This is a genomic window from Brevundimonas sp. (genome assembly GCF_047617075.1).
Lineage (GTDB): Bacteria > Pseudomonadota > Alphaproteobacteria > Caulobacterales > Caulobacteraceae > Brevundimonas.
Map to the genome: position 1 here is coordinate 20995 of NZ_JBLGCI010000002.1, position 22037 is coordinate 43031.

A 22037-nucleotide genomic window follows, 5' to 3' on the forward strand; every position below is an offset into this window, starting at 1 on the left:
GTGGCTGAGCTATACGGCGAAACCCTGACCAGACGTGCGCTTTCCGAGCGCACCGGCGCGCTGTCCCAGTTCGCCGGCGTGCGTCTGATGACACTGGGCGACGGAGTCGAGCGCGGCGTGCGGATGCTGGAATTCCGCACCGGCACGGGCCTGCGCTTCACGGTTCTGGTGGACCGGGCCATGGACATCGCCGACTGCGAGCACAGTGGTCGTGCGGTGGGCTGGCACTCGCCTTCGGGCTTCCGGCGGCCGGACCTGCACGAGTATGAGGGCGAGGGCGGCCTGGGCTGGTTCCGCTCGTTCTCGGGCCTGATGGTCACCTGCGGTCTGGACCACGTCCTGTTCATGCATGACGATCCGGCGGGGCACTACCACTATGGTCCGCGCAAGACGGTCAGTTCCTCCCTGCACGGACGGATCGGCACGATCCCGGCGCGCCTGACCGGCTATGGCGAACGCTGGGACGGCGACGAGTGCATCCTGTGGGCCGAGGGGGTGGTGCAGCAATCCACCGTTTTCGGTGAGGACCTGCACCTGATCAGGCGCATCGAAGCCACGGTGGGCGGCGACGACATCCGCCTGCACGACCGGGTGGTGAACCACGGCTTTTACCGGACGCCGCACATGTACTGCTACCACATCAATGTGGGGCACCCGGTGCTGGCCGAGGGCTCGCGCTATGTGGCGCCGATCCGCGATGTGGTCTGGGCCGCGCACGCGGGCGAGGACTATCGCAAGCAGGGGGTGGGTTACCGCACCCTGCCGGCGCCGAAGATGAATTTCCACGAACAGGTCTGGCAGCACGAGATGGCCGCCGATGCGGACGGCCGGGTCAATGTGGCGCTGGTCAACGAGGCTCTGGGTTTCGGCTTCGAGGTTCAGACCCGGAAGTCGCAATTCCCGGCCATGTACGAGTGGCAGAACCTGCAAGCCGGGCACTACGCCCTGGGCATCGAGCCCTCCACCAACCATGTTATGGGCAAGGATTTCGCCCGCGAGCGGGACGAGCTGATCTGGCTGGAGCACGGCGACGAGCGCCGCTACGACAGCGTGTTCCGCATCCTGCCGGACGCCGCGGCCGTGTCGGACGCGGTGTCGCGGATCACCGCCGTGGCCGCCCAGCCTGACGAGGACTATCCCGAGCCGTCCGGCGTGTTTCCCCCCATCACGGGAGCGGGCTGATGCAGGGGCGGACCGTTCTGTACACCGGCGCCGCAGGCGGCCTGGGCCTGAAGACCACGCTGGCGCTGATGGCGCGCGGGGCGACGGTGATCGCGGTGGACAACGATCCGGTGAAGGTCGCCGATCTGACGGCGGCGGCCGAGGGCGAGGGCGCGGGGCGGCTGATCGTCTCCACCGTCGACCTGTCGGACCTGGAGGCGTTCCGGGCCGAGCTTAAGCGCCAGATCGCCGACACCGGCGGCATCGACGTGGTCATCAACAATGCGGCGATCTACCCGTCCAAAGCCTTCGAGGACTACACCGTCGAGGACCATCAGGCGGTCCAGCGGGTCAACGTGGACGCCGGGATCGTGGCGGTTCAGGAAGCCCTGCCGGGCATGAAGGCGCGCGGCTTCGGGCGGATCATCAACATCTCCAGCATCACCCTCTCGGGCGGCTGGGCGAACCTGTCGACCTATGTGGCGTCCAAGGGCGCGCTGATGGGCCTGACGCGGGCCTGGGCGCGGGAGTTCGGCCCGCACGGGATCACCGTCAACGCCATCGCGCCGGGCGCCTTTCCCACCGACGCCGAGAAGATCCATCCCGACCCCGAGGGCTACAACCGGCATGTGCTGGAGCAGCAGTCGGTCAAACGCCGGGGTCATGTGGGCGACATCGCCCACGCCATCGCCTTCTTCACCGCCGACGAGGCGGGCTTCATCACCGGACAGACGCTGCACGTGAACGGCGGCTGGGTGATGCAGTAGTTTTCATCAGGACGAATTTCCAATGGGTATTCTGAGCGGCGTCCGCGTACTGGACTGCTCCATCGCCATGGCCGGGCCCTTCGCGGCCCAGCGCCTGGGCGACATGGGCGCCGACGTCATCAAGGTAGAGCCGACCACCGGCGAGTGGCAGCGCCATGTGGCCGCCGGCGGCGCGACGGGAAACCGCATCAACGTCTCGTTCCTGTCCCTGAACCGGAACAAGCGGTCGCTGGCCGTGGACCTCAAGTCGCCGGAGGGCAAGGCTCTGCTGCTGGACATGGTCAGGGACGCCGACGTGTTCCTCCAGAACTATCGTCCCGGCGTGGCGGCGCGTCTGGGGGTGGATTACGAGACCCTGTCGGCGATCAATCCGCGCCTGATCTATGTGTCCATGTCCGGCTATGGCGAGGATGGTCCGTACAGGAACTATCCCGGTCAGGATCTTCTGCTGCAGTCCATGTCCGGCGCCATGATGTCCACCGGCGCGGCGGGACAGCCGCCGTCTCCGGCCGGGCAATATCTGGTGGACGCCGTCACCGCCTACACCGCCTTCGAGGGCGCGCTGGCCGCCCTGTTCCACCGCGAGCGGACGGGCGAGGGCCAGCTGGTCCAGGTCAATATGCTGGACGCCATCACCACCATCCAGATGCAGGAGCTGTCGGTCTTCACCGTCGGGAACAAGCCCCAGACGCGGTCGGCCGAGCCCCATGCCCACGCCTATATCCGCGCGCCCTACGGCGTGTTCGCCACGTCGGACGGCTACATCTCCATCGCCATGGCCTCGCTGAAGAAGCTGGGCGCCCTGATCGACGAGCCGTTCTTCGCCGATCTGGACGACGAGACCGACAGCTGGCGCCTGCGTGACGAGATCTTCGCCTGCACCCGGGTGCGGCTGGTTACCCGGACCAGCGCCGAATGGCTGGCCCTGTTCCGCGAGAACGACATCTGGGCCGCGCCGGTCTATGGATACGCCGATCTGGTCGAGGATGAGCAGATCAAGCACAACGGCACCTTCGTGGAATACGACCATCCGTCGGAGGGCCGGGTGAAGACGCCGGGCTTCCCCATCCGGTTCTCCAAGAGCCCCACCACCATCGAGCGGGGCGCGCCGCAGGTGGGCGAGCACACCCGGGAAATCCTGCGCGAGGCCGGCAAGGACGAGGCCGAGATCGAACGCCTGCTGAGCGCCGGGGTAGTGAAGGCCGACGCATGAACGGGATCTGGCGGGGCCTGACCTGGGACCACCCGCGCGGCTATCGCGCGCTGGAGGCCGCGGCGTGGCGCGCGGCTGAATCCGGTCTCAGCCTGAGCTGGGACCGGCACTCGCTGGAGGGGTTCGAGGCCCATCCCATCGGCGAACTGTGCGCCCGCTATGATCTGGTGGTGCTGGACCATCCCCATGTGGGTGAGGCGGTGGCGGCGGATTGCCTGACCCCGCTGGAGGAACTGTTCTCCGCTGACGAGATCGCGGGCTGGCGCCGCGATTGCATCGGGCCGAGCCTGGACAGCTATCGATACGCTGACAGGCACTGGTCGCTGCCGCTGGACGCCGCCAGCCAGGTCATGGCCCGGCGCCGCGATGCGGTCGAGACGCCGCCCGTCACCTGGGACGAAGTGATCGCCCTGTCGGAGCGCAAGACCGTGGTTCTTTCGCTGTCCGGGCCCCACGCGATCCTGAGCTTCCAGTCGGTCTGCGCCGCCCTGGGCGCCAGAGCGGCCGCTGAGCCGGATGTGTTCCTGGAGCGGGCCGCCGCCCGCGAGGCGTGGTCCATCCTGTCCCGCCTGACGCGCACCAGCCCCGAGGCCCTGCGCGACGCCAACCCCATCGCCATTCTGGAGCACATGAGCGCGCACGACGACGTGGCGCTGTGTCCGCTGGTCTATGGCTATGTGACCTATGCGCCGGGCGCTGTGGCCTTTTCGGATGCGCCGCGCATCACGGCGAGCGGGCCCATCGGCTCGATTCTGGGCGGCACCGGCATCGGCGTGTCACGCCGCGCCAGACCGTCGCCGGAGCTGATGGACCACCTGCGCTGGCTAATGTCCGCCGAAGCGCAGGCGGGTTTCATCCCCGACCACGACGGCCAGCCGGCGTTGCGCTCGGCCTGGCGCGACCCGGCCGTCGATGCGCGCTGGGGCGGATTCTACGCCGGCACGATCCAGACCCTCGAACAGGCGTCCCTGCGCCCCCGGCACGACGGGGCCATCGCCTTCCAGACCGCCGCGTCCGAGCGCCTGCGCCAGGGCCTTCTGGTGGGCGATGCGGCGGACGCCGTTCTGGACGATCTGCAGACCCTCTTTGCCCGCCATCACGCGCCCGGAGCCGAGACATGAGCACCCCCGACCTTTCCTTCGAGGTGGACGGCGCCGTCGCCGTCATCACCCTGAACCGTCCACAGAAACTGAACGCCGTCACCCCCGACATGGCCGAGGCCATCGAGGCGGCCATCGCCGAGTGCGACGCCTCGGACGTGATCCGCTGCGTCATCCTGACCGGAGCCGGGGAGAAGGCGTTCTGCGCCGGGTCCGACATCACGACCCTGGACGCCTATGAGACCCCCTGGCAGTTCCGCAATCGCGGCGACTACTGCGATGCGGTCCGCCTGTGCAGCAAGCCGGTGATTGCGGCGGTCAACGGCTACGCCCTGGGCGGGGGGCTGGAAACGGCCATGAGCTGCGACATCCGTCTGGCGTCCGCCAATGCGAAATTCGCCGCGCCGGAAATCAAGCTGGGCTGGATCGGCGGCGGCGGGATGGCGGCGGGACTGGCCCATTCCATCGGCGCGTCCAATGCGGCCATGATGATCCTGACCGGTGATCCGATCGACGCGGCCACCGCCCTGTCCTGGGGTCTGGTGAGCGAGGTGGTGGCGCCAGACCGTCTGATGGACCGCGCCCGCGAGATCGCCGCCGTCATCGCCTCGCGCGCGCCCATCGCGGCGGAAACCGCCAAGGTGAACCTGCGCGCCGCCCACAACATGCCCTATGAAAAGGCCGTGGAGTACGAGCGCGACCTGCAGACCATCTGTTTCGCCACCGAGGATGCGCGCGAGGGCCGCGCCGCCTTCGCCGAGAAACGCCCCCCGGTGTTCCGCCGCCGATGACCCTGACGCCGCAAGACATCCTGCCTGCCGATCCCGAGGCCCTGCTGTTCGGCCGCGTCTGGCTGCCCGAGGTCAGCGGCCCGGCCGTGGTGCGCGTGGATGGCGCGCGCCTGACGGCTGTGACGGCCGTCTTTCCGACGGCCCGTGATCTATGCGAGGCGGACGATCCCGCGGGCGCGCTGCAAGGCGCCGACGGTGACGATGTCGGATCGTTGGCCGACGTCCTGGCCAACACCGATCCGCGCACCCGTGATCCGTCGCAGCCCTGGCTTTTGTCGCCCATCGACCTTCAGGCGGTGAAGGCGGCGGGCGTCACCTTCGTCACCTCCATGCTGGAGCGGGTGATCGAGGAGAAGGCGCGGGGCGACGCCTCGGCCGCGGCGTCCATCCGCGCGCGCATTCAGGCTCTGGTGGGCGACGACCTGCGCGACCTGAAGCCCGGCTCGCCGGAGGCTGCGGCGCTGAAGAAGGCCCTGATCGAGGGCGGGGCGTGGAGCCAGTATCTGGAAGTGGGCATCGGCCCGGATGCGGAGATCTTCACCAAGGGCCAGCCGCTTTCGTCCGTGGGGACGGGGGCGGAGATCGGCGTGCATCCGGCGTCGGTCTGGAACAACCCCGAGCCGGAAGTGGTGCTGGCCATCGCCTCCACCGGACGCATCGTGGGCGCGGCGCTGGGCAACGACGTCAACCTGCGCGACGTGGAGGGGCGCTCGGCCCTGCTGCTGGGCAAGGCCAAGGACAACAACGGCGCGGCGGCCGTGGGCCCGTTCGTGCGTCTGTTCGACGACGGGTTCAGCCTGGCGGACGTGGAACGGCTGGAGATCAGCCTGACGGTCACCGGCGAGGACGGTTTCGTCATGACCGGCCGCTCGCTGATGAGCGAGATCAGCCGTTCCCCCGCCGATCTGGCCGCCCAGGCGGTGAACGACCACCATCGCTATCCGGACGGCCTGGTGCTGTTTCTGGGCACATTATTCGCCCCGGTGGACGACCGGCACGAGGCCGGCAAGGGCTTCACCCATGAGGGCGGCGACGTGGTGCGCATCGCCTGCGACCGGCTGGGCGCCCTGATCAACCGCGTGACCGCCACCGACGCCTGCGAACCCTGGACCTTCGGCGCCGCGGCCCTGATGCGGAATCTGGCCCGGCGCGGTTTGATCTGAGACGAGGATCCATGGCCCCAAAAATCCTCATCAGCCGCCGCTGGCCCGCCGCCGTCGAGGACCGTCTGCACGCCCGCTATGAGGTGACGCTGAACGACGGCGACGCGCCAATGACCGCCCAGCAGTTCAAGGCCGCCATGGGGGAGTATGACGCCCTGTGTCCCACGGTGTCGGACCGGATCACCGCCGACATCCTGTCCGTCCCGAACCCGCGCGTCCGTATCATCGGCAACTACGGCGCCGGCTTTGAGCATATCGATCTGGACGCGGCTAAAACGGCGGGGATCGTGGTGACCAACACCCCCGATGTGCTGACCGACGCCACCGCCGACCTGGCTATGCTGTTGATGCTGATGGCGACGCGCCGGGCGGGGGAGGGCGAGCGCGAACTGCGCGCGGGCCAGTGGACCGGATGGCACCCCACCCACCTGCTGGGCCAGTCGCTGGCGGGCAAGACCCTTGGTCTGGTGGGCTACGGCCGCATCGCGCGGGCGACGGCGGAGCGGGCCCGGGCCTTCGGCGTGACCCTGGCCTATCACAGCCGCAGACGCGCGGAAGACGAGGCGGGCGCGACCTATCACGACACGCTGGAGAGCCTCGCCGAGGCGGCGGACGTGCTGTCGCTGCACACGCCGGGAGGGCCCGAGACCCGCCATATGGTGGACGCCGCCCTTCTGAAGCACATGAAGCCCGGCGCCGTGGTCATCAACGCGGCGCGCGGCTCGGTGGTGAACGAGGCGGATCTGGCCGAGGCGCTGCGCACTGGCGTGATCGCTGCGGCGGGTCTGGATGTCTATGAGCGCGAGCCGGCGGTGGACCCGGCCCTGCTTGCGGCGCCCAACGTGGTTCTGCTGCCCCACCTGGGCAGCGCGACGCTGGAGACCCGGACCGCCATGGGCATGAAGGTGGCCGACAACCTGGACCGTTTCTTTGACGGGGAGTCGCCCATTGACCGGGTCGCCTGAACGGATTCTGGAGGCGCTGGACGGCTGGCTGGTTCAGACGCAAGGGACGTTCGTTCTGGGCCTGTGCGGCGCGCAGGGATCGGGCAAATCGACCCTGGCGGCGGTTCTGACGCAGCGCCTTGAAGACCAGGGCCGCAGGGCCGCCGTGTTGTCGCTGGACGATCTGTATCTGTCGCGCGGCCGCAGGGCCGAACAGGCGCGAGATGCGCACCCTCTATTGGCTGTGCGCGGGCCTCCGGGAACCCATGACGTGGACGCGGGCGCCCGTTTGCTCGACGCCCTGAAGGCTGGACATCCGGTGCGTCTTCCCCGCTTCGACAAGGCCGAGGACGCCCCTGCGTCCCTCGAGAGCTGGCCCGAGGTCGACGGTCCGGTGGATGTGGTGATCTTCGAGGGCTGGTGCGTGGGGGCGACGCCGGAGCCGGCCGAGGCGCTCGCCGCGCCGGTTAACGCCCTCGAGGCTGAAGACGACCCGAACGGGCTCTGGCGCCGCACCGTGAACGACGCCCTGGCCGGGCCCTATGCCGAGCTGTTCAGCCGCATCGACCGTCTGGTCATGCTCGCCGCGCCCTCGTTTGACGTGGTGCGCGCCTGGCGCACCCAGCAGGAGCACGACCTGAAGCGCCGCCTGGCGGCTGAAGGCCGCACGGGCGGTCACGTGATGAGCGACGCGGACATCGCCCGCTTCATCCAGCACTATGAGCGGCTGACGCGGCATATGCTGCGGGACATGCCGGGGCGGGCCGATCTGGTGCTGCATCTGGACGAGACCCGCCGCCTGAAGGACGCCCCATGATCATCGCCGCCACCACCGACTATCGCGAGGCCGCCCGGCGGCGGCTGCCCCGCTTCCTGTTCGACTACATCGACGGGGGCGCGTTTTCCGAAACCACCCTTCGCCGCAACATCGCCGATCTGGCGGACGTGGCGCTGAAACAGCGCGTGCTGCGCGACATGGGCGATCTGAGCCTCGAGACCGAGCTGTTCGGCGAGCGCTGGGCCATGCCCGTGGGTCTGGCGCCCATCGGTCTGGCGGGCATGACCCGGCGGCGCGGCGAGGTGCAGGCGGCGCGGGCGGCCTGCGCTGCGAACGTGCCCTACACCCTGTCCACCGTCAGCGTCTGCGCCATGCAGGAAGTGACCGATGGGTGCGGCCGCGCGCCGTGGTTCCAGCTGTATGTGCTGAAGGACCGGGGCTTCATGAAGGACGCGCTGGAGCGCGCCTGGGCGGTCGGGTCGCGGGTGCTGGTGTTCACCGTGGACATGCCCCTGCCCGGCGCCCGCTATCGCGATCCGCACTCGGGCATGAGTGGGCCGAACGCGCCCGCCCGGCGCATGGCGCAGGCCATGTTCAAGCCGGCCTGGGCGCTGGACGTGGGCCTCGGCGGCCGCCCCCACGACCTGGGCAACATCTCGGCCTATCGCGGCCAGACCACCGGGCTGGCCGACTACATCGGCTGGCTGGGCGCCAATTTCGATCCGACCATCGGCTGGCGCGATCTGGAGTGGATCCGGGAGAGCTGGAAAGGCTCGATGATCATCAAGGGGGTGCTGGACCCGGGCGATGCGCGCGACGCCGTGCGCTTCGGCGCCGACGGCATCGTGGTGTCGAACCACGGCGGGCGTCAGCTGGACGGCGCCCTGTCGTCGGTCCGCGCCCTGCCCGCCATCGCCCAGGCGGTGGGCGGCGACCTGACGGTTCTGGCGGACGGCGGGGTGCGCACCGGGCTGGACGTGGTGCGGATGCTGGCTCTGGGCGCGCGGGGGGTGCTTCTGGGCCGGACCTATGTCTACGCCCTGGCGGCGCGGGGCGAGGCGGGGGTGGCCGCCTTGCTGGACCAGATCGCCGCCGAAATGCGCGTCACCATGACCCTGACCGGCGCCGCCGATGCAGGCGCCGTCGACGGCGATCTGCTGGCCTGAGCCGCCCGGGGTTGATTTGACGTCATACATCATACAACAATGGAGAGAACGATAATCATACAGGGATGAAGCGCGATGGGACTGGGCCTGCTCAGCGAGAAGGCGGAATTCAGCCGACGGTTCGTGACCCTGGGACTGGGAGCGGCCTTCGCCATGAGCCCCTCCATCGTCAAGGCCACGCAGTCCCTGTCGGGGTTCTACAATGTGCGTGACTACGGCGCGCGGGGCGACGGGATCACGGTGGACTCCGACGCTTTCAACCGCGCCATCGAGGCCGCCTCCGCCGCCGGCGGCGGCACGGTGGTGGTCCCACCCGGCCACTACATCTGCTTCTCGATCCGCCTGAAGAGCTACATCACCCTGGTTCTGATGAACGGCTCGGTGATCGAGGCCGCCGACCCCCGCCGCCACGCCGGTCAGTACGACCTGCCGGAAAACGTCTACGTCGAGCAGTTCGCCGACTTCGGCGTCGCCCACTTCCACAACAGCCTGATCTACGGCGACGGCGTCCACGACATCGCCATCATCGGCAAGGGGCTGATCCATGGCCTCGGTCTGGACCGCGAGGGCCCGGCGCCGCGCTGGCACGGCATCGCCGGCTGGCAGTCGCCCGAGGAACAGGGCCTGACCCCCGACGAGGCCCGCCGCGCCATCCCGCGCGAAATGGCCTATGAGGGCCGGGGCAACAAGGCCATCGGCCTGACCGGTTGCCGCAACATCCTGCTGCGTGATTTCACCATCCTGCAGGGCGGGCACTTCGCCTGTTTCTCGCTGGGCTGCACCAATCTGACCATCGACAACATCACGGTGGACACCGACCGCGACGGCATCGACATCGACTGCTGCCGCGACGTGCGCATCTCCAACTGCATCGTCAACGCGCCCAAGGACGACGCCATCGTCATCAAGAGCAGCCTGGCGCTGAACGAAAGCATCTTCTGCGAGGACGTGACCGTCTCGGGCTGCAAGACCAGCGGTTATCTGCTGGGAACGGTGGTGGGCGGCACCTATGAGCCGTCGCCCTACATGTCGGTGGACGAGGTGGGCGTGCTGGGCCGCATCAAGCTGGGCACCGATTCCGCCACGGGATTCCGCAACATCCTGGTGACCGACTGCACCTGCGAGAATACGCGCGGCCTGCAGATGGGCGCCATCGACGGCGGCGTCCTTGAGGACGTGACGTTCTCGAACATCAATCTGCGCAATCCTGTGAACCACCCGATCTTCGTGCGCCTGTCCGGCCGTCTGCGGAATTTCGAGGGCTCCGGGCCGTCGCAGGTTCGCCGCGTGCGCTTCTCGGACATCAACTGTTCGGGCGCGGACGGCGCCTACGCCTGCGGCATCGTGGGCAATCCGGGCGAGATGATCGAGGACGTCAGCTTCTCGAACATCCACATCCAGTCCGAGGGCGGCGGCACGCGCGCCGACGCCCGCCGCGAAATCCCAGAGCGCCCCACCTCCAGCCTGGAGCCCACCTTCATGGGTCGCATGCCGGCGCACGGTCTCTACGTGCGCCACGCCCGCAACATCAGCGTGCAGGACGTGACCTTCGATGTGGAGACGCCGGACGAGCGGCCGGCGATCGTGCTGGACGATGTGGACGGTGCGATCGTCGACGGCCTGCGCTCGCCCCACGGCCCGTCCAGCGCCATCCAGACCACCAACACCCGCGCCACCCGCTTCGACCGCATCACGCGCCTGAGCTGACCGGAATCGAGCTGACAGGGATCATGACCATGACCGCCATTCGCCGCATCGTCGGGCGCGCCGCAGCGCTCGTCCTTGGCCTGATGATCGTCATCGGCCTGACGCCCTCCGCCCATGCCGCCGAGGAGACGCCGCTGGCCTCGGGCTGGCGCTTCATCAAACAGGATGTTTCCGGCGCCGAGGCGTCTGGCTTTGACGATTCCGCCTGGGACGAGGTCCGGGTGCCGCACACCTACAACGCCGAGGATTCCGGCATCGGCGGCGCCCGGGCGCGAGGCGAGCCGGAAGGGGAGTATTATCGCGGCCCCGCCTGGTATCGCCTGGACCTGCAGGCCGCTCCCGAGGAAGGCCGCCGCTATTATCTGCACTTCGGCGGCGCGACCCTGCGCGCCGACGTGTGGCTGAACGGCGAGCGGATCGGGGTGCACGAAGGCGGGTACGCCGCGTTTCGTTTCGACGTGACGGACCAGCTGCGCGACGGGAACAATGTGCTGGCGGTGCGGGTCGATAACGCCCGCAATGTCCGCTATGCGCCGCTCAACGGCGACTTCAACATCTTCGGCGGCCTGTATCGCGAGGTGAAGCTGATCGAGACGGACGACCTGCATGTGGACCTGACGGACCACGGCGGGCCCGGGGTCTATGCGGCCACCACCGAACTGAACGACGACAGCGCCGACATCGCCGCGCGGGTGCGGGTACGCAACGCCGGCGACGGGGCGCGGGACTTCGAGATCCTGACCCGCATTCTGGACGCTGAAGGCCGCGAGGTCGCCACGGCCCGCACGCCCGGGTCCGCCGCGCCGGGACAGATCGCCGAGCTGGAACTGGCGATGACCATCGATGATCCGACCCTGTGGGCCGGGCGCGGTCAGGCCTATCTGTACCGGGTCACGACCCAGGTGCTGTCCGGCGGCGACGTCATCGATGAGACCGAGGTCCCGCTGGGCGTGCGCACCATCGCCGTGACCGAGGACGGCCGGGTCTGGCTGAACGGCGAAATCTACAGCCTTTACGGCGCCAACCTGCAGCATCCCGTTCGCTATGGCCGCGGCCCCATCGTCACCGACGCCGAGATCGAGGAGGACATGCGGCTGATGTACGAGATGGGCGTCACCGGCCTGCGGCTGGCGCACATGCAGCACCCGCCATACGTCTATGAGGTCGCCGACCGGATGGGGATCATTCTCGTCACCGAGGTGCCGCTGGTGGACGACATGGACAATGCGGCTGCCTTCCGCGAGAATCTGGTCCAGCAGATGCGCGAGCTGATCTCGCAGCATTACAACAACCCGTCCGTGGGCTTCTGGGGCATCGGAAACGAACTGCGCACCTCGGGCGAGTACGCCAACCGCCTGATGGCCGCGCTTCAGGCCACGGCGCGCGAGATGGACCCGCTGCGGCCCACCACCTACGCCCACTGCTGTCTGGACGACGATGACCCCATCGCCCTGCACAGCGACACGGTGTCGTATAATCGCTATTTCGGCTGGTACTGGGACACATCCGCCGAGATCGGTCCGTGGGCGGACGAACTGCACGCGCGCATGCCCACCCGTCCCATCGGCGTCAGCGAATACGGCGCCGGCGCCAGCATCCTGCATCAGGAGGATCCGGTCCTGCGCCGTCCCGTGGCGGACGGCTACTGGCATCCCGAACAGTGGCAGACCCAGTTCCATATCGACCACTGGCGCCTGCTGCGCGAGCGCCCGTTCCTGTGGTCCAACTTCATCTGGCTTGGCATCGACTTCCCCTCGTTCAAGCGCAACGAGGGCGACCGACCGGCCATCAACGACAAGGGCCTGATCACCGAGGACCGCCAGACCCGCAAGGACGCCTATTTCTGGTACCAGGCCAACTGGTACGAGGAGCCGGTGCTGCACATCACCAGCCGCCGCGACGTGAACAAGCGCACCCGCCGGGTCATCGTCCGCGCCTTTTCCAATGAAGACGTCATATGGATGCGCCTGAACGGCGGCGACTGGACCGAAGTGGCGGTGGACGACCACATCGCCGAATGGACCATCGATCTGGCCGACGGCGAGAACCTGGTGGAGGCGGTGATCCGTCCGGAAGGGCGCGAGCCGATTACCGACGAAGTGCGCTGGAACTACGTCACCCGGCCCTGAAGCCACAGTCTGAGAACGAAGGAAATGCGGTCCGCGAGGGCCGCCTTTCTTCTGCGCGTCTTCCGCAAAAAGAAGCCTCCCGATCCGCATGGGACCGGGAGGCTCAGGTGACGTTCGGGGAGGTGATGGCTGATCGGAGAGGAGGGTGATCAGCCGCGAACGTCGAACCGGTAGGTTCCTGACATCACCTGCACCACCAGACGGTCGCCTTCGCGGCCGAGGACGCTGACGCCCTCGGCCTGATCGAGGGCGCGGCCGCCTTCGCGCACACGGTCGGGCGACGCGGCGGGCAGGAAGACCCGGGCGATGGTGTTGGCGGGTGCGGTCAGGCTCAGGGTGAAGCCGCCGCTGGAGAGGATCTCCCAGTCCGTGGAGATGCGGCCGACGACGCTGTCGTAATCGCCGCCGCCGCGCGGCACGCGGGGGTCCAGAACCGGATTGACGTCGAAGGTCAGGAAGCCGGCCGAAGTGGGCTCGATGCCCGCGATGCGCCGGAAGATGAAGCCTGTCACCGCGCCGAGGGCGTAGTGGTTGAACGAGTTCATGGCCACGTCGCCGGTGTCCCCGTTCCAGCGTTCCCAGATGGTGGTGGCGCCCTGACGGATCATGTAGCCCCACGACGGGAAGTCGGTCCGCAGCAGCAGGTCATAGACCAGCGCCGCCTCGCCGTTGTCGGCCAGGGCGTCCAGGCTGAAGGGGGTGCCCAGGAAGCCGGTGGACAGCAGCGTGCCCCGCCGGCGGATATCTGCTGTCAGATGACCGGTGGCAGCCTGACGCAGGTCTTCGGGCACGAGCCCGAAGCGCAGGGCCAGGATGTAGCCGGCCTGCGAGCCGTTGCCGATACTGCCGTCCGGGCGGATGAACTCGGCCTGGAAGGCGGCGCCTATGCGCGCGGCCAACGCCGAATAGCGGTCGCCCTGGGGGCGACGCTGCGAGCCGTAGGCCATCTCGGCCATGGCCTCCACCGACCGCTTCCACATGGCCGTGGCGATCAGATCCTTTGGCGTGGTCTCGTCGCCGGGATTGACCGCATCCAGAGCCACCCAGTCGCCGAAGTCGTAGCCGCGCTGGTTGCGCCAGATCAGGTCCGGATTGTGCTCCAGAATGAAGTCCAGATAGCGGATCATCGCCGCCCAGTTCTGGTCCACGATCAGGGTGTCGCCGTACCGCTTCCAGTTGGTCCACGGCAGCATGACGCCGGCATCGGCCCAGCCCGGCGAGGCGCCCAGCGACAGGTCGCGCCAGCCGGCGGGCGCATAGTCGGGATACTCGCCGCGCGGCCCCTGACCGTCGCGCATGTCGCGGGCGAAGCGCCGGGTGAAGGGCGCCACGTTCATGTTGAAGGCCGCGGCGTCCCAGAACACATGGGCGTCGCCGGTCCAGCCCAGCCGCTCGTCCCGCTGCGGGCAGTCGGTGGGCACGCCGAAGAAGTTGGACCGCTGGCTCCACAGGCTGTTGCGCCACAGGCCGTGGATCACCGGGTTGTTGATGCGCAGATGCCCGGTCTCTTCCAGATCGGACGAAACGACGATGCCCTGGATCTCCTCGGCCGTCGGCGCGCGGCCCAGGCCCTCGACCTGCACGTAGCGGAAGCCGAAATAGGTGAAGTGGGGCTCGTAGGTCTCGCCTGCCGGATCACCCTTGAACGTATAGACATTGGCCGCCCGCGCGGCGCGCAGGTTGGACTGGTCGACCCGGCCGTCGGGCAGCAGCACCTCGGCGAACTTGAGGGTCGCCGTCTGGCCCGCCTGACCGCGCATGGACAGGCGCGCCCAGCCTGCGAAGTTCTGGCCGAAGTCCAGAACCCAGGCGTCGGGGCCGACCTGGGTGATCGACTCCGCACTCAGGGTTTCGATGCGTCGCAGCGGCGGGGCCACGTGGGCCTTCAACTCGGCGGGCGGCGCCTCGCCGACGCGGGCCTGCCGCCAGCCGGAATCGTCGAAGCCGGGCTCGGCCCAGCCCGTCTTCTCCAGCCGGGCGTCGTAGTCCTCGCCATAGTAGATTTCGCTGCGCACCACCGGCGCCTCGTCCGACAGCTTCCAGCTGTCGTCGGTCACGATGGTGTCCATCGAGCCGTCCGCGTAGGTGATCTCCAGCTGGCCCAGGAAGCGCAGCGGCGGATCGCCGAAGGCGAAGCGGCCGGCCGGGGCGTGATAGCTTCCGTACCAGCCGTCCGCGATCATGGCGCCGATGGCGTTGTCGCCGGGCCGCAGCATGCTCGTCACGTCATAGGTCCGGTAAAGAACCGTCTCGCGGAAGTCGGTGCTCTCGGGGGTCAGCAGGGCGTCGCCCACGCGCGCGCCGTTGATGTGCGCTTCATAGGCGCCCAGCGCCGTGGCGTAGAGGCGGGCCCGGGCGATAGGGCCCCGCGCGCGGAAATCCTTCCTCAGCAGGAAGGCGCCGCACTGGTCCCACATCTGGGGCTGGTTCTGCGACGGTTCGGCCTGGGCCCAGACCCGGTCATTGAAGCGCGGCGACGTCCAGCCGCCCGGCGCATCCAGCGCCGTCTTCATGCCCTCGGAGGTGATGCGGATCGTGCGTCCACTGGCCAGTTCGGCGCGCACCATCACCGCCGTAGCGATCTCGTGCAGCTTGGGCGAGTTGAAGCCTTCGGGGTCCTCGACCCGGATCGCCAGCACGTGACGCCCGGCCGACAGCGAATGGCGCGTCTCGTTGATGGGGTCGGTGCCGAAGGCGATGGGCGAATGCACCGGCCGCTCAACCCGCTCGCCGTCCAGATGCAGATCGTAGGTGAAGTTGGCGATGGAGAAGAGGCTGACCTCGGCGCGCTCGGGCAGGTCGAAGGCCAGGCGGAAATACCGGGCCGAGCCGTCCTCGGGCCGGTCGCCGCGCATCCACAGCAAACCCGCCAGCCGGTCGGCGCGCGCCAGCTCCGTCTCGGCCTCGATCCAGTCGGCGCTCCAGTCGTCCTCGTTCAACAGCCCCATCTCGAAGCTGCTCATGGGGCCGGTGGTGCGCGCCTCGGTGTGGTCGCGCACGATCACCTGCCAGTGCACGGTCTCGCGAGAGCGCAGCGGGCGGCCCAGCCAGCCCACGTCGAACGTCTTGTCGGTCAGAAACTCGCCGGCCCACCACATGTCGGGCGTGCCCGCCTCGATCAGCGCGCGCGAGCTGGCGGCGAGAATCTCGTAGCTGACCTGGCGCAGGCCCCGGTCGGGGCTGTCCAGACGCCAGGACAGCCGCAGGTCCTGATCCTCCAGCCCCATGGGCTGGACCATGTTGTTGGCGCGCAGGTCCGAGATGTCGACCCGGGGCTGGCGGGCCAGGGCGGGGGCGGCGGCCACGCCGGCGATGCCGGCGCCCGCGAACAGGGCGCGTCGGGAAACGGAAATCATTGGCGCACCCCCGCGTTGTCGATGACTCGCTGGGCCTCTGCGGGCCAGTTTCCGTCAGGCACGAGGAAATTGTCGCGCTCGTAGTTGCCGATCTCGTCCAGCCAGCGGCCGCCCGTACTCAGCGAGGTGTGCCAGTTGCCGCTGGCCGTATTGTCCGTGGAGATGCGCTCCCGGTACATGCGACCGGCGGTGTTGATGTTCAGCCACTTGCCACGCGTCTCGATGACGTTGCCCGTCACGGTGAAGTGCTTGCTGCCTTCATCCAGATAGATGCCGATGCGGTCGCCGATGTCGAAGATGTGGTTGTCGCGGATCACCGCGCCGGGGTTGGCCGACAGGTTGTAGATGGAGCCGCCGTCCATGAACCAGGTCTTGATGCCGTGGATGCGGTTATTGGCGACCAGGGTGTTGCGCAGGGTCGTGGGCGTCTCGAAGCGAGGGTTGTACAGATAGCCCTGCTGGTTCTGGTCGTAGTTCGGATTGCCGCCTGCGTCGTTGTAGCCCCAGCCCCAGCCCACGGCGATGCCGTCATAGGGCGCGTCCGAGATGTCGTTGTGCACGATGCTGGCGCCGTCCACATAGGTGCTGAGGATCGCGGCGTTGTCGCGGTAGTCCTGGCTGACCGAGAACACGGTGTTGTCTGCGATCATGACGTTGCGGTTGGTCAGGTTCGGATCGGACGGATGGTGCGCGTCCATGCGTACGCCGCCCACCATGATCGCCCCGCCGGACAGCACGGCGAACCGGTTGCCCTGAATCAGAATGTCCTGAACCGCCAGGCCCTGGCCCGACAGATTGGCGGTGGCGTCGTTGCCGACGCCCAGACCGATCTGGCCGAGCTGTGAAAACTGGTTGTTTCGGAAGGTCACGTTCCGCGCCGCGGCCACCTGAACAGCGGCGGGCTGCTGGTGCCACAGCTGGCGCATGGACTCGAATTCCGGACAGCCCCAGCCGCATTCCGACCAGGCGTCGTCGGGCCGGATCTCGGACACATCGTGCAGGAAGGCGCCGCTCTGCTGGTTGGCGTAGCCCGTGGGCCGCGAGGGACCGAGCCACGAGGTGTGAGAGAACCGCAGACCCTCGAAGGTCAGGTTCTCGATGGGCTGATCCGGGGCGCCGGCGATGGAGATCAGCGCCTCCAGTGTCGGGACCGTCACCGTCAGGTCGGCGATGTCGTCGTCCTGGGCGATGCGCAGGTACAGCTTGCCCACGTCGGGATCGACGAAGAACTGATAGGGCAGGGCGTGCCAGTCGTTGGTGCGGCCGATCAGCTCCAGCGCATTGACCAGAAACAGGCGCGAGTCGTCGGGGAAAATGGGGCGGGTAAGGGTGTCATAGCCCCAGGTGTTGTTGTCCCAGGCGGGCTGGGCCATCGTCACCGCCATGCCGTCGATGGACGCGACTGGAGAGAAGCGGTCGGTGAAAAAGCCCGTCGCCTCGACCTCCAGCCGACCCGGATGAGCCATCTCGGCGACATAGCTCAGTTCCGGATTGACGATGGTGAAGCCGGTGGCGTTGAACGCCAGATCCTCGGGCTGGATCTCGACCCAGGGGCGCTCTGCGCGGGTGTCGTTGACCCAGACCTGGCGCGTATCGAGCCCTTGCGGAATATCCGCCACATAGATGCGGCGCTCTTCGTCATGCAGGGTGAAACCGGTGACCTGAAAACCGCTGGAGATCAGGGGCATGTCGCCCGGCGCGCCGCGCCAGGTGACGGTGTGGCCGTTCAGGCCGCCGTCGGCCCGCCCGAAGCGCAGGGGCTCGTCCAGAACATAGGTTCCGCCATCCACATGGACGACCACGTCGTCGTTGGCGTTCGCCGCCCGGACCAACGACTGGGCGCGGGTCAGGCTCTGAACCGGCGCTGCGGCGGAGCCGTTCGCGCTGTCGTTTCCGCCAGGCGAGACATGGATCGCCACCTGGCCCAGCGCGGCGCTGGACGCAGCCGCGCCCATCACGAGAGCGGCCAAAGCGAGGGCGGTGCGCCGGGCGAGAATGGCGAGCCTGTCCATGTGCGATCTCCCAATCATATTATGTATTATGACCGGTTGTAACGCGAGGCTGGCGACGGGGTCAACCGCCGCCCGGCAGGCGATCAGTTGACCCAGCCGCCGTCGATCACATGGATCTGTCCAGTGGTGAACGCCGACTCGTCGGAGGCCAGATAGACGGCCAGGGCCGCCAGCTCCTCGACCCGGCCGAACCGCCCCATGGCCTGCCGCGCCGTGAAATCCGCATAGGCCTTTTCAAAGTCGCCGGTGTCCCGCAGGCGCTGCAGCAGGGAAGGGGTCTCCACCGTGCCGGGGCAGATGGCGTTGCAGCGAATGCCCCGGGTGACAAAGTCCGCGGCCACCGACTTGGTCAGGCCGATCACCGCCGCCTTGGTGGCGCCGTAGGCGAACCGGTTCGGCACCGCCTTGATGCTGGAGCAGATGGACGACATGTTGATGATCGAGCCGCCGCCTCGCTCGAGCATTCCGGGCAGGAACGCCCGGATCATGCGGTACTGGGCCGTGACGTTCAGGGTGTTGGAGAAGGCCCAGGCCTCCTCGTCACAGTCCAGAATCGTTCCTGCGTGCACATAGCCGGCGCAGTTGTAGAGCACATCGATATCGCCGTGCTGCGACGCCAAGGCCTTCACCGCCTCGGGGTCGGTGGCGTCCAGAGGCTGAACGTCGGCGTCCTTCAGATCCGCCAGCGGCGCGACATTCACGTCAGTGGCGATGACCCGCGCGCCTTCGCGGATGAACGCTTCGGTGGTGGCGCGCCCGATGCCCTGCGCCGCAGCTGTGATCAGCGCCGTCTTGCCTTGCAGCCGCATGCCGGCCTCCTCACTCATAAGACATATTATGAATACGGGTTAGGCTTCAGCTGTCTGGTCGTCAACCATCAAAGAAAAAGCGCCGCCTCGAGGATCGAGGCGACGCGAGTAGGCTCAGGAGAGGAGTGTGGCGGGGTTCAGAAGCGGAACCGGAGACCCGCCGATACGCGCCGCCCGGTCGTGCGGAATTCCTTCGTCCGGTTCGGCGTGACGGAATAGATGAACTCGTCCTCGTCGGTCAGGTTGAGGCCATCCACATAGGCCGTGACGTTGTCGGTGAAGTCGTAGGAAACGCCCATATCCAGCTGACCATAGGCGTCGAAATACTCCGGCTCGCCGTTGCGGCCGGAAGCGACGCCCAGAAACTCGTCGCGCCATGTGTAGGCGACGCGAGCCGTCAGGGGTCCTTGCTCGTAGAAGCCGATCAGATTGTAGGAGTATTTGGACAGGCCCTCCAGCCCATACGACACATTGGCGACCGTGTTGGTGTACTCGGCGTCGGAGTCCGCATAGGTGAAGCTGGTCTGAACCCCAAGGCCGTTCCACGGCGCGGGAAGGTCGTGGAACACCTGGCGGTAGGCCAGTTCGAAGCCGTGCACCGTGGCCCCGTCGCCGTTGTCCGGCACCGTCACCTGGAACGTCACCTGATCCACCTGTTGCGGCGTGGTGACCAGGGTCACGAAGGAGTCGATGTTCTTGTAGAAGGCCGCGAAGGACAGCAGGGAGTTGTCGTCAAAGTACCACTCGGCGCCCGCCTCGACCTGGGTGGCCCGGAACGGTTCCAGGTCAGGGTTGCCCCGGCGGATGGTCTCGTTGCCCGGGTTTGTCTGGATGGACTGGCGCGGCGACAGGTCAGACAGTGTCGGCCGGGTCATGACGCGTGAGGCGGCGAAACGCAGGATCAGGTCGTCCGTGACCGACAGGCGGGCGTTCAAGGACGGCAGAACGTCCGTGTAGTCGCCGTCGAAGCTGACGGGCACCACGTCCGATACGACGATGGTGTTCTGCCCGCCGCCGGTCGGCACGGCGCTGAGAACCGTCCGCGAGGCGCCCGACGAGGTGTAGCTCGTGTCCTCGATGCGGACGCCGAAATTCACCGCCAGGGGCATGTCGCCCAGATTGGTTTCGATGTCCGCCATCAGGAAGCCGATCAGGACGTCCTCATCCACCACCGATGATCCGGAGGGGTTCGGGATGGCGGGGTCGAAGGTGATGCCGTCCTCGGCGGCGAACTGGTCGACCACGCGGACCAGCTCGAGCGGATCGTAATAGAGCCAGTCGCGGATGATGTCGCCGCCGCCCGAACCGCCGAAGAAGTTGCGGTCGGTGCTGGTGAACAGGGATTCCGGCAGGACGCGGTCAGAGTTGCAGTAGGCGCACTGCTGACCAAAAGGCACCTCGTCCGCCATGATGGTCTTGACGCGGTTCTGCGCCGCCAGACCGCCGTAAATGGTCACCGCCCCGTCGCCGGGCGACCATTCGGCGTCCAGCTGGATCTCGGTGATTTCGTCGTCCACATCCGAGCCGCCGCCCCAGATGTAGTAGTGGGCGGTGATCCCCTGGGGGTTGGTCGGCGCGTTGGCGTAATTCGGGCTTTCAAAGCCGTAATCGTAGATGGGGCTGCCGCTGCGACGGTCCCACCAGACATCCACGTCCTTGCGGCGGATCGTTGTGAAGGCGTTGTTCTCGTGTCCGCGACGTTCGGCCAGGGAGTGCGCGGCGTCGAAACTGACCGTCAGGCTGGGCGTCGCCTCCCACTCGGCATTGAAGCCCAGCATGCTGGTGGTGACGTTGCGGTTGTCGTACTGGACGATCTGATCGACGAAGCCGCCTTCATAGCGCTGGTAGACCGCCTCGCCGTCTTCCACGACCTGTTCCACCAGCGTCCCGCCGGCGAAGTCGTAAGCCAGGCCGGTCTGCTGTTCGGTAATGTCCGCGTCCGCCAGGAAGCCGTCAAACGTCAGGGTCAGGCTGTCGGAGGGGCGGTATTGAACCACCGCGTTCAGACCCAGCATTTCCTTGGTCCGCTCGAAGAAGAACGGCGACAGGTTGGAGGGCATCGACACGTTGGTGAACGGATCGACATTCGGTCCGATCCGGGCGCCGGGGACCCCGCCGGCGTTGTAGTAGGAGTCCGTGCTGGACCGCCGCACGTGGCCGGCGCCGATGGTGAATTCGTCGTTGCGGGTTTCCTGATCCACGTAGGACAGCGCCAGGGCCGCCCCGAGCGTGCGGCTGTCATTGCGCCAGCTGATCACCGCGGCGGCTTCGGGGTTGTAGGTGTCGGCCAGTTCAGCCCAGGTCGAGCCGATGGAGCCCGCCATGCTGAAGGTGTCCACCTGATCCAGCGGTCGCAGGGTGCGGATGTCCACCGTGGCGCCGATCGAGGCGCCGTTGATGCTGGCCTGCGGCGACTTGTAAACGTCGGCGCCCGAGATGATTTCGGACGGGATCACGTCGAAGGAGAACTCGCGGCCGTTGTTGTCGGTGGCCAGGGTGCGACCGTTGACGGTGACGGCGTTGAAGCGCGGACCGAAGCCACGCACCGAGATATAGCGGCCTTCGCCGCGGTTGCGCTCGATGGTCACGCCGGCGATGCGCTGGAGCGACTCCGCCACGTTCTGGTCCGGCAGCTTGCCCAGATCCTCGGCGACGATGGAATCCACCACGCCCACAGAATTGCGCTTGATGTCGATGGACGCCTGTTGGCTGGCGCGAATGCCGGTGATGACGATCTCGTCGACTTCGGTGGCTTCAGGAGCCGCGTCCTGGGCAGCGGCGGCGCCGGCTGTCAGGACGGTGAAGGCGGCCGTGGCGGACAGCGCGGTGGCCGCCATCATGAGTCTTTTTCTGGACATGCTGAATCCTGTGATTTCCCCGTGACGGCCCTTATGGAGACGAGCCTTGATATCACCGTAGCATTCATCGGTCGTATGTCAAA

General features: G+C 67.6%; 15 protein-coding genes. 11 read left to right on the plus strand and 4 right to left on the minus strand.

The window, feature by feature from the left end:
• The 11 genes from ACI8U3_RS02070 to ACI8U3_RS02120 all read left to right on the plus strand — a co-directional run bounded on the left by ACI8U3_RS02070 (position 1) and on the right by ACI8U3_RS02120 (position 12919).
• Positions 1–1182 carry an aldose 1-epimerase family protein gene (locus ACI8U3_RS02070; RefSeq protein WP_415013208.1) on the plus strand — a complete coding sequence of 394 codons (1182 nt, stop codon included), beginning with the start codon at positions 1–3 and terminating at the stop codon, positions 1180–1182.
• The gene (locus ACI8U3_RS02075; RefSeq protein ID WP_415013209.1) at positions 1182–1928 is read left to right on the plus strand and encodes an SDR family NAD(P)-dependent oxidoreductase; all 747 of its coding nucleotides are present in this window, start codon (positions 1182–1184) and stop codon (positions 1926–1928) included. Before ACI8U3_RS02070 ends, ACI8U3_RS02075 begins: the two co-directional genes overlap by 1 nt.
• 22 nt (positions 1929–1950) lie before the next feature.
• Positions 1951–3141 carry a CaiB/BaiF CoA transferase family protein gene (locus ACI8U3_RS02080; RefSeq protein ID WP_415013210.1) on the plus strand — a complete coding sequence of 397 codons (1191 nt, stop codon included), beginning with the start codon at positions 1951–1953 and terminating at the stop codon, positions 3139–3141.
• Positions 3138–4262, plus strand: coding sequence for an extracellular solute-binding protein (locus tag ACI8U3_RS02085; protein WP_415013211.1), 1125 nt, complete (start codon positions 3138–3140; stop codon positions 4260–4262). The genes ACI8U3_RS02080 and ACI8U3_RS02085 overlap by 4 nt, the downstream gene beginning before the upstream one ends.
• On the plus strand, positions 4259–5032 hold the full coding sequence (locus ACI8U3_RS02090) for an enoyl-CoA hydratase/isomerase family protein (protein ID WP_415013212.1): 774 nt from the start codon (positions 4259–4261) through the stop codon (positions 5030–5032). The genes ACI8U3_RS02085 and ACI8U3_RS02090 overlap by 4 nt, the downstream gene beginning before the upstream one ends.
• Before the next feature lie 2 nt (positions 5033–5034).
• Positions 5035–6195, plus strand: coding sequence for a fumarylacetoacetate hydrolase family protein (locus tag ACI8U3_RS02095; RefSeq protein ID WP_415013475.1), 1161 nt, complete (start codon positions 5035–5037; stop codon positions 6193–6195).
• Between the two features lie 11 nt (positions 6196–6206).
• A complete protein-coding gene (locus ACI8U3_RS02100; protein ID WP_415013213.1) occupies positions 6207–7160 on the plus strand; it encodes a 2-hydroxyacid dehydrogenase in 954 nt (317 codons plus the stop codon).
• Positions 7144–7956 (plus strand): kinase, encoded by an 813-nt coding sequence (locus tag ACI8U3_RS02105; protein ID WP_415013214.1) that lies wholly within the window; start codon positions 7144–7146, stop codon positions 7954–7956. The genes ACI8U3_RS02100 and ACI8U3_RS02105 overlap by 17 nt, the downstream gene beginning before the upstream one ends.
• Entirely contained in the window at positions 7953–9083 is a 1131-nt protein-coding gene (lldD, locus tag ACI8U3_RS02110; protein WP_415013215.1) for an FMN-dependent L-lactate dehydrogenase LldD, read from the plus strand. Before ACI8U3_RS02105 ends, lldD begins: the two co-directional genes overlap by 4 nt.
• A 75-nt stretch (positions 9084–9158) precedes the next feature.
• On the plus strand, positions 9159–10790 hold the full coding sequence (locus ACI8U3_RS02115) for a glycoside hydrolase family 28 protein (RefSeq protein WP_415013216.1): 1632 nt from the start codon (positions 9159–9161) through the stop codon (positions 10788–10790).
• Positions 10791–10819: 29 nt separating this feature from the next.
• Entirely contained in the window at positions 10820–12919 is a 2100-nt protein-coding gene (locus tag ACI8U3_RS02120) for a glycoside hydrolase family 2 protein (protein WP_415013217.1), read from the plus strand.
• A gap of 149 nt (positions 12920–13068) precedes the next feature.
• Here ACI8U3_RS02120 and ACI8U3_RS02125 read toward each other — a convergent pair whose 3' ends face one another.
• The 4 genes from ACI8U3_RS02125 to ACI8U3_RS02140 form a co-directional block, all read right to left on the minus strand.
• A complete protein-coding gene (locus ACI8U3_RS02125; RefSeq protein WP_415013218.1) occupies positions 13069–16275 on the minus strand; it encodes a family 78 glycoside hydrolase catalytic domain in 3207 nt (1068 codons plus the stop codon).
• Positions 16272–18287 carry a right-handed parallel beta-helix repeat-containing protein gene (locus tag ACI8U3_RS02130; protein ID WP_415013219.1) on the minus strand — a complete coding sequence of 672 codons (2016 nt, stop codon included), beginning with the start codon at positions 18285–18287 and terminating at the stop codon, positions 16272–16274. The genes ACI8U3_RS02125 and ACI8U3_RS02130 overlap by 4 nt, the downstream gene beginning before the upstream one ends.
• An 83-nt stretch (positions 18288–18370) precedes the next feature.
• On the minus strand, positions 18371–19096 hold the full coding sequence (locus ACI8U3_RS02135; RefSeq protein WP_415013220.1) for an SDR family oxidoreductase: 726 nt from the start codon (positions 19094–19096) through the stop codon (positions 18371–18373).
• Between the two features lie 137 nt (positions 19097–19233).
• On the minus strand, positions 19234–21954 hold the full coding sequence (locus ACI8U3_RS02140) for a TonB-dependent receptor (RefSeq protein WP_415013221.1): 2721 nt from the start codon (positions 21952–21954) through the stop codon (positions 19234–19236).
• Positions 21955–22037: the final 83 nt, after the last annotated feature.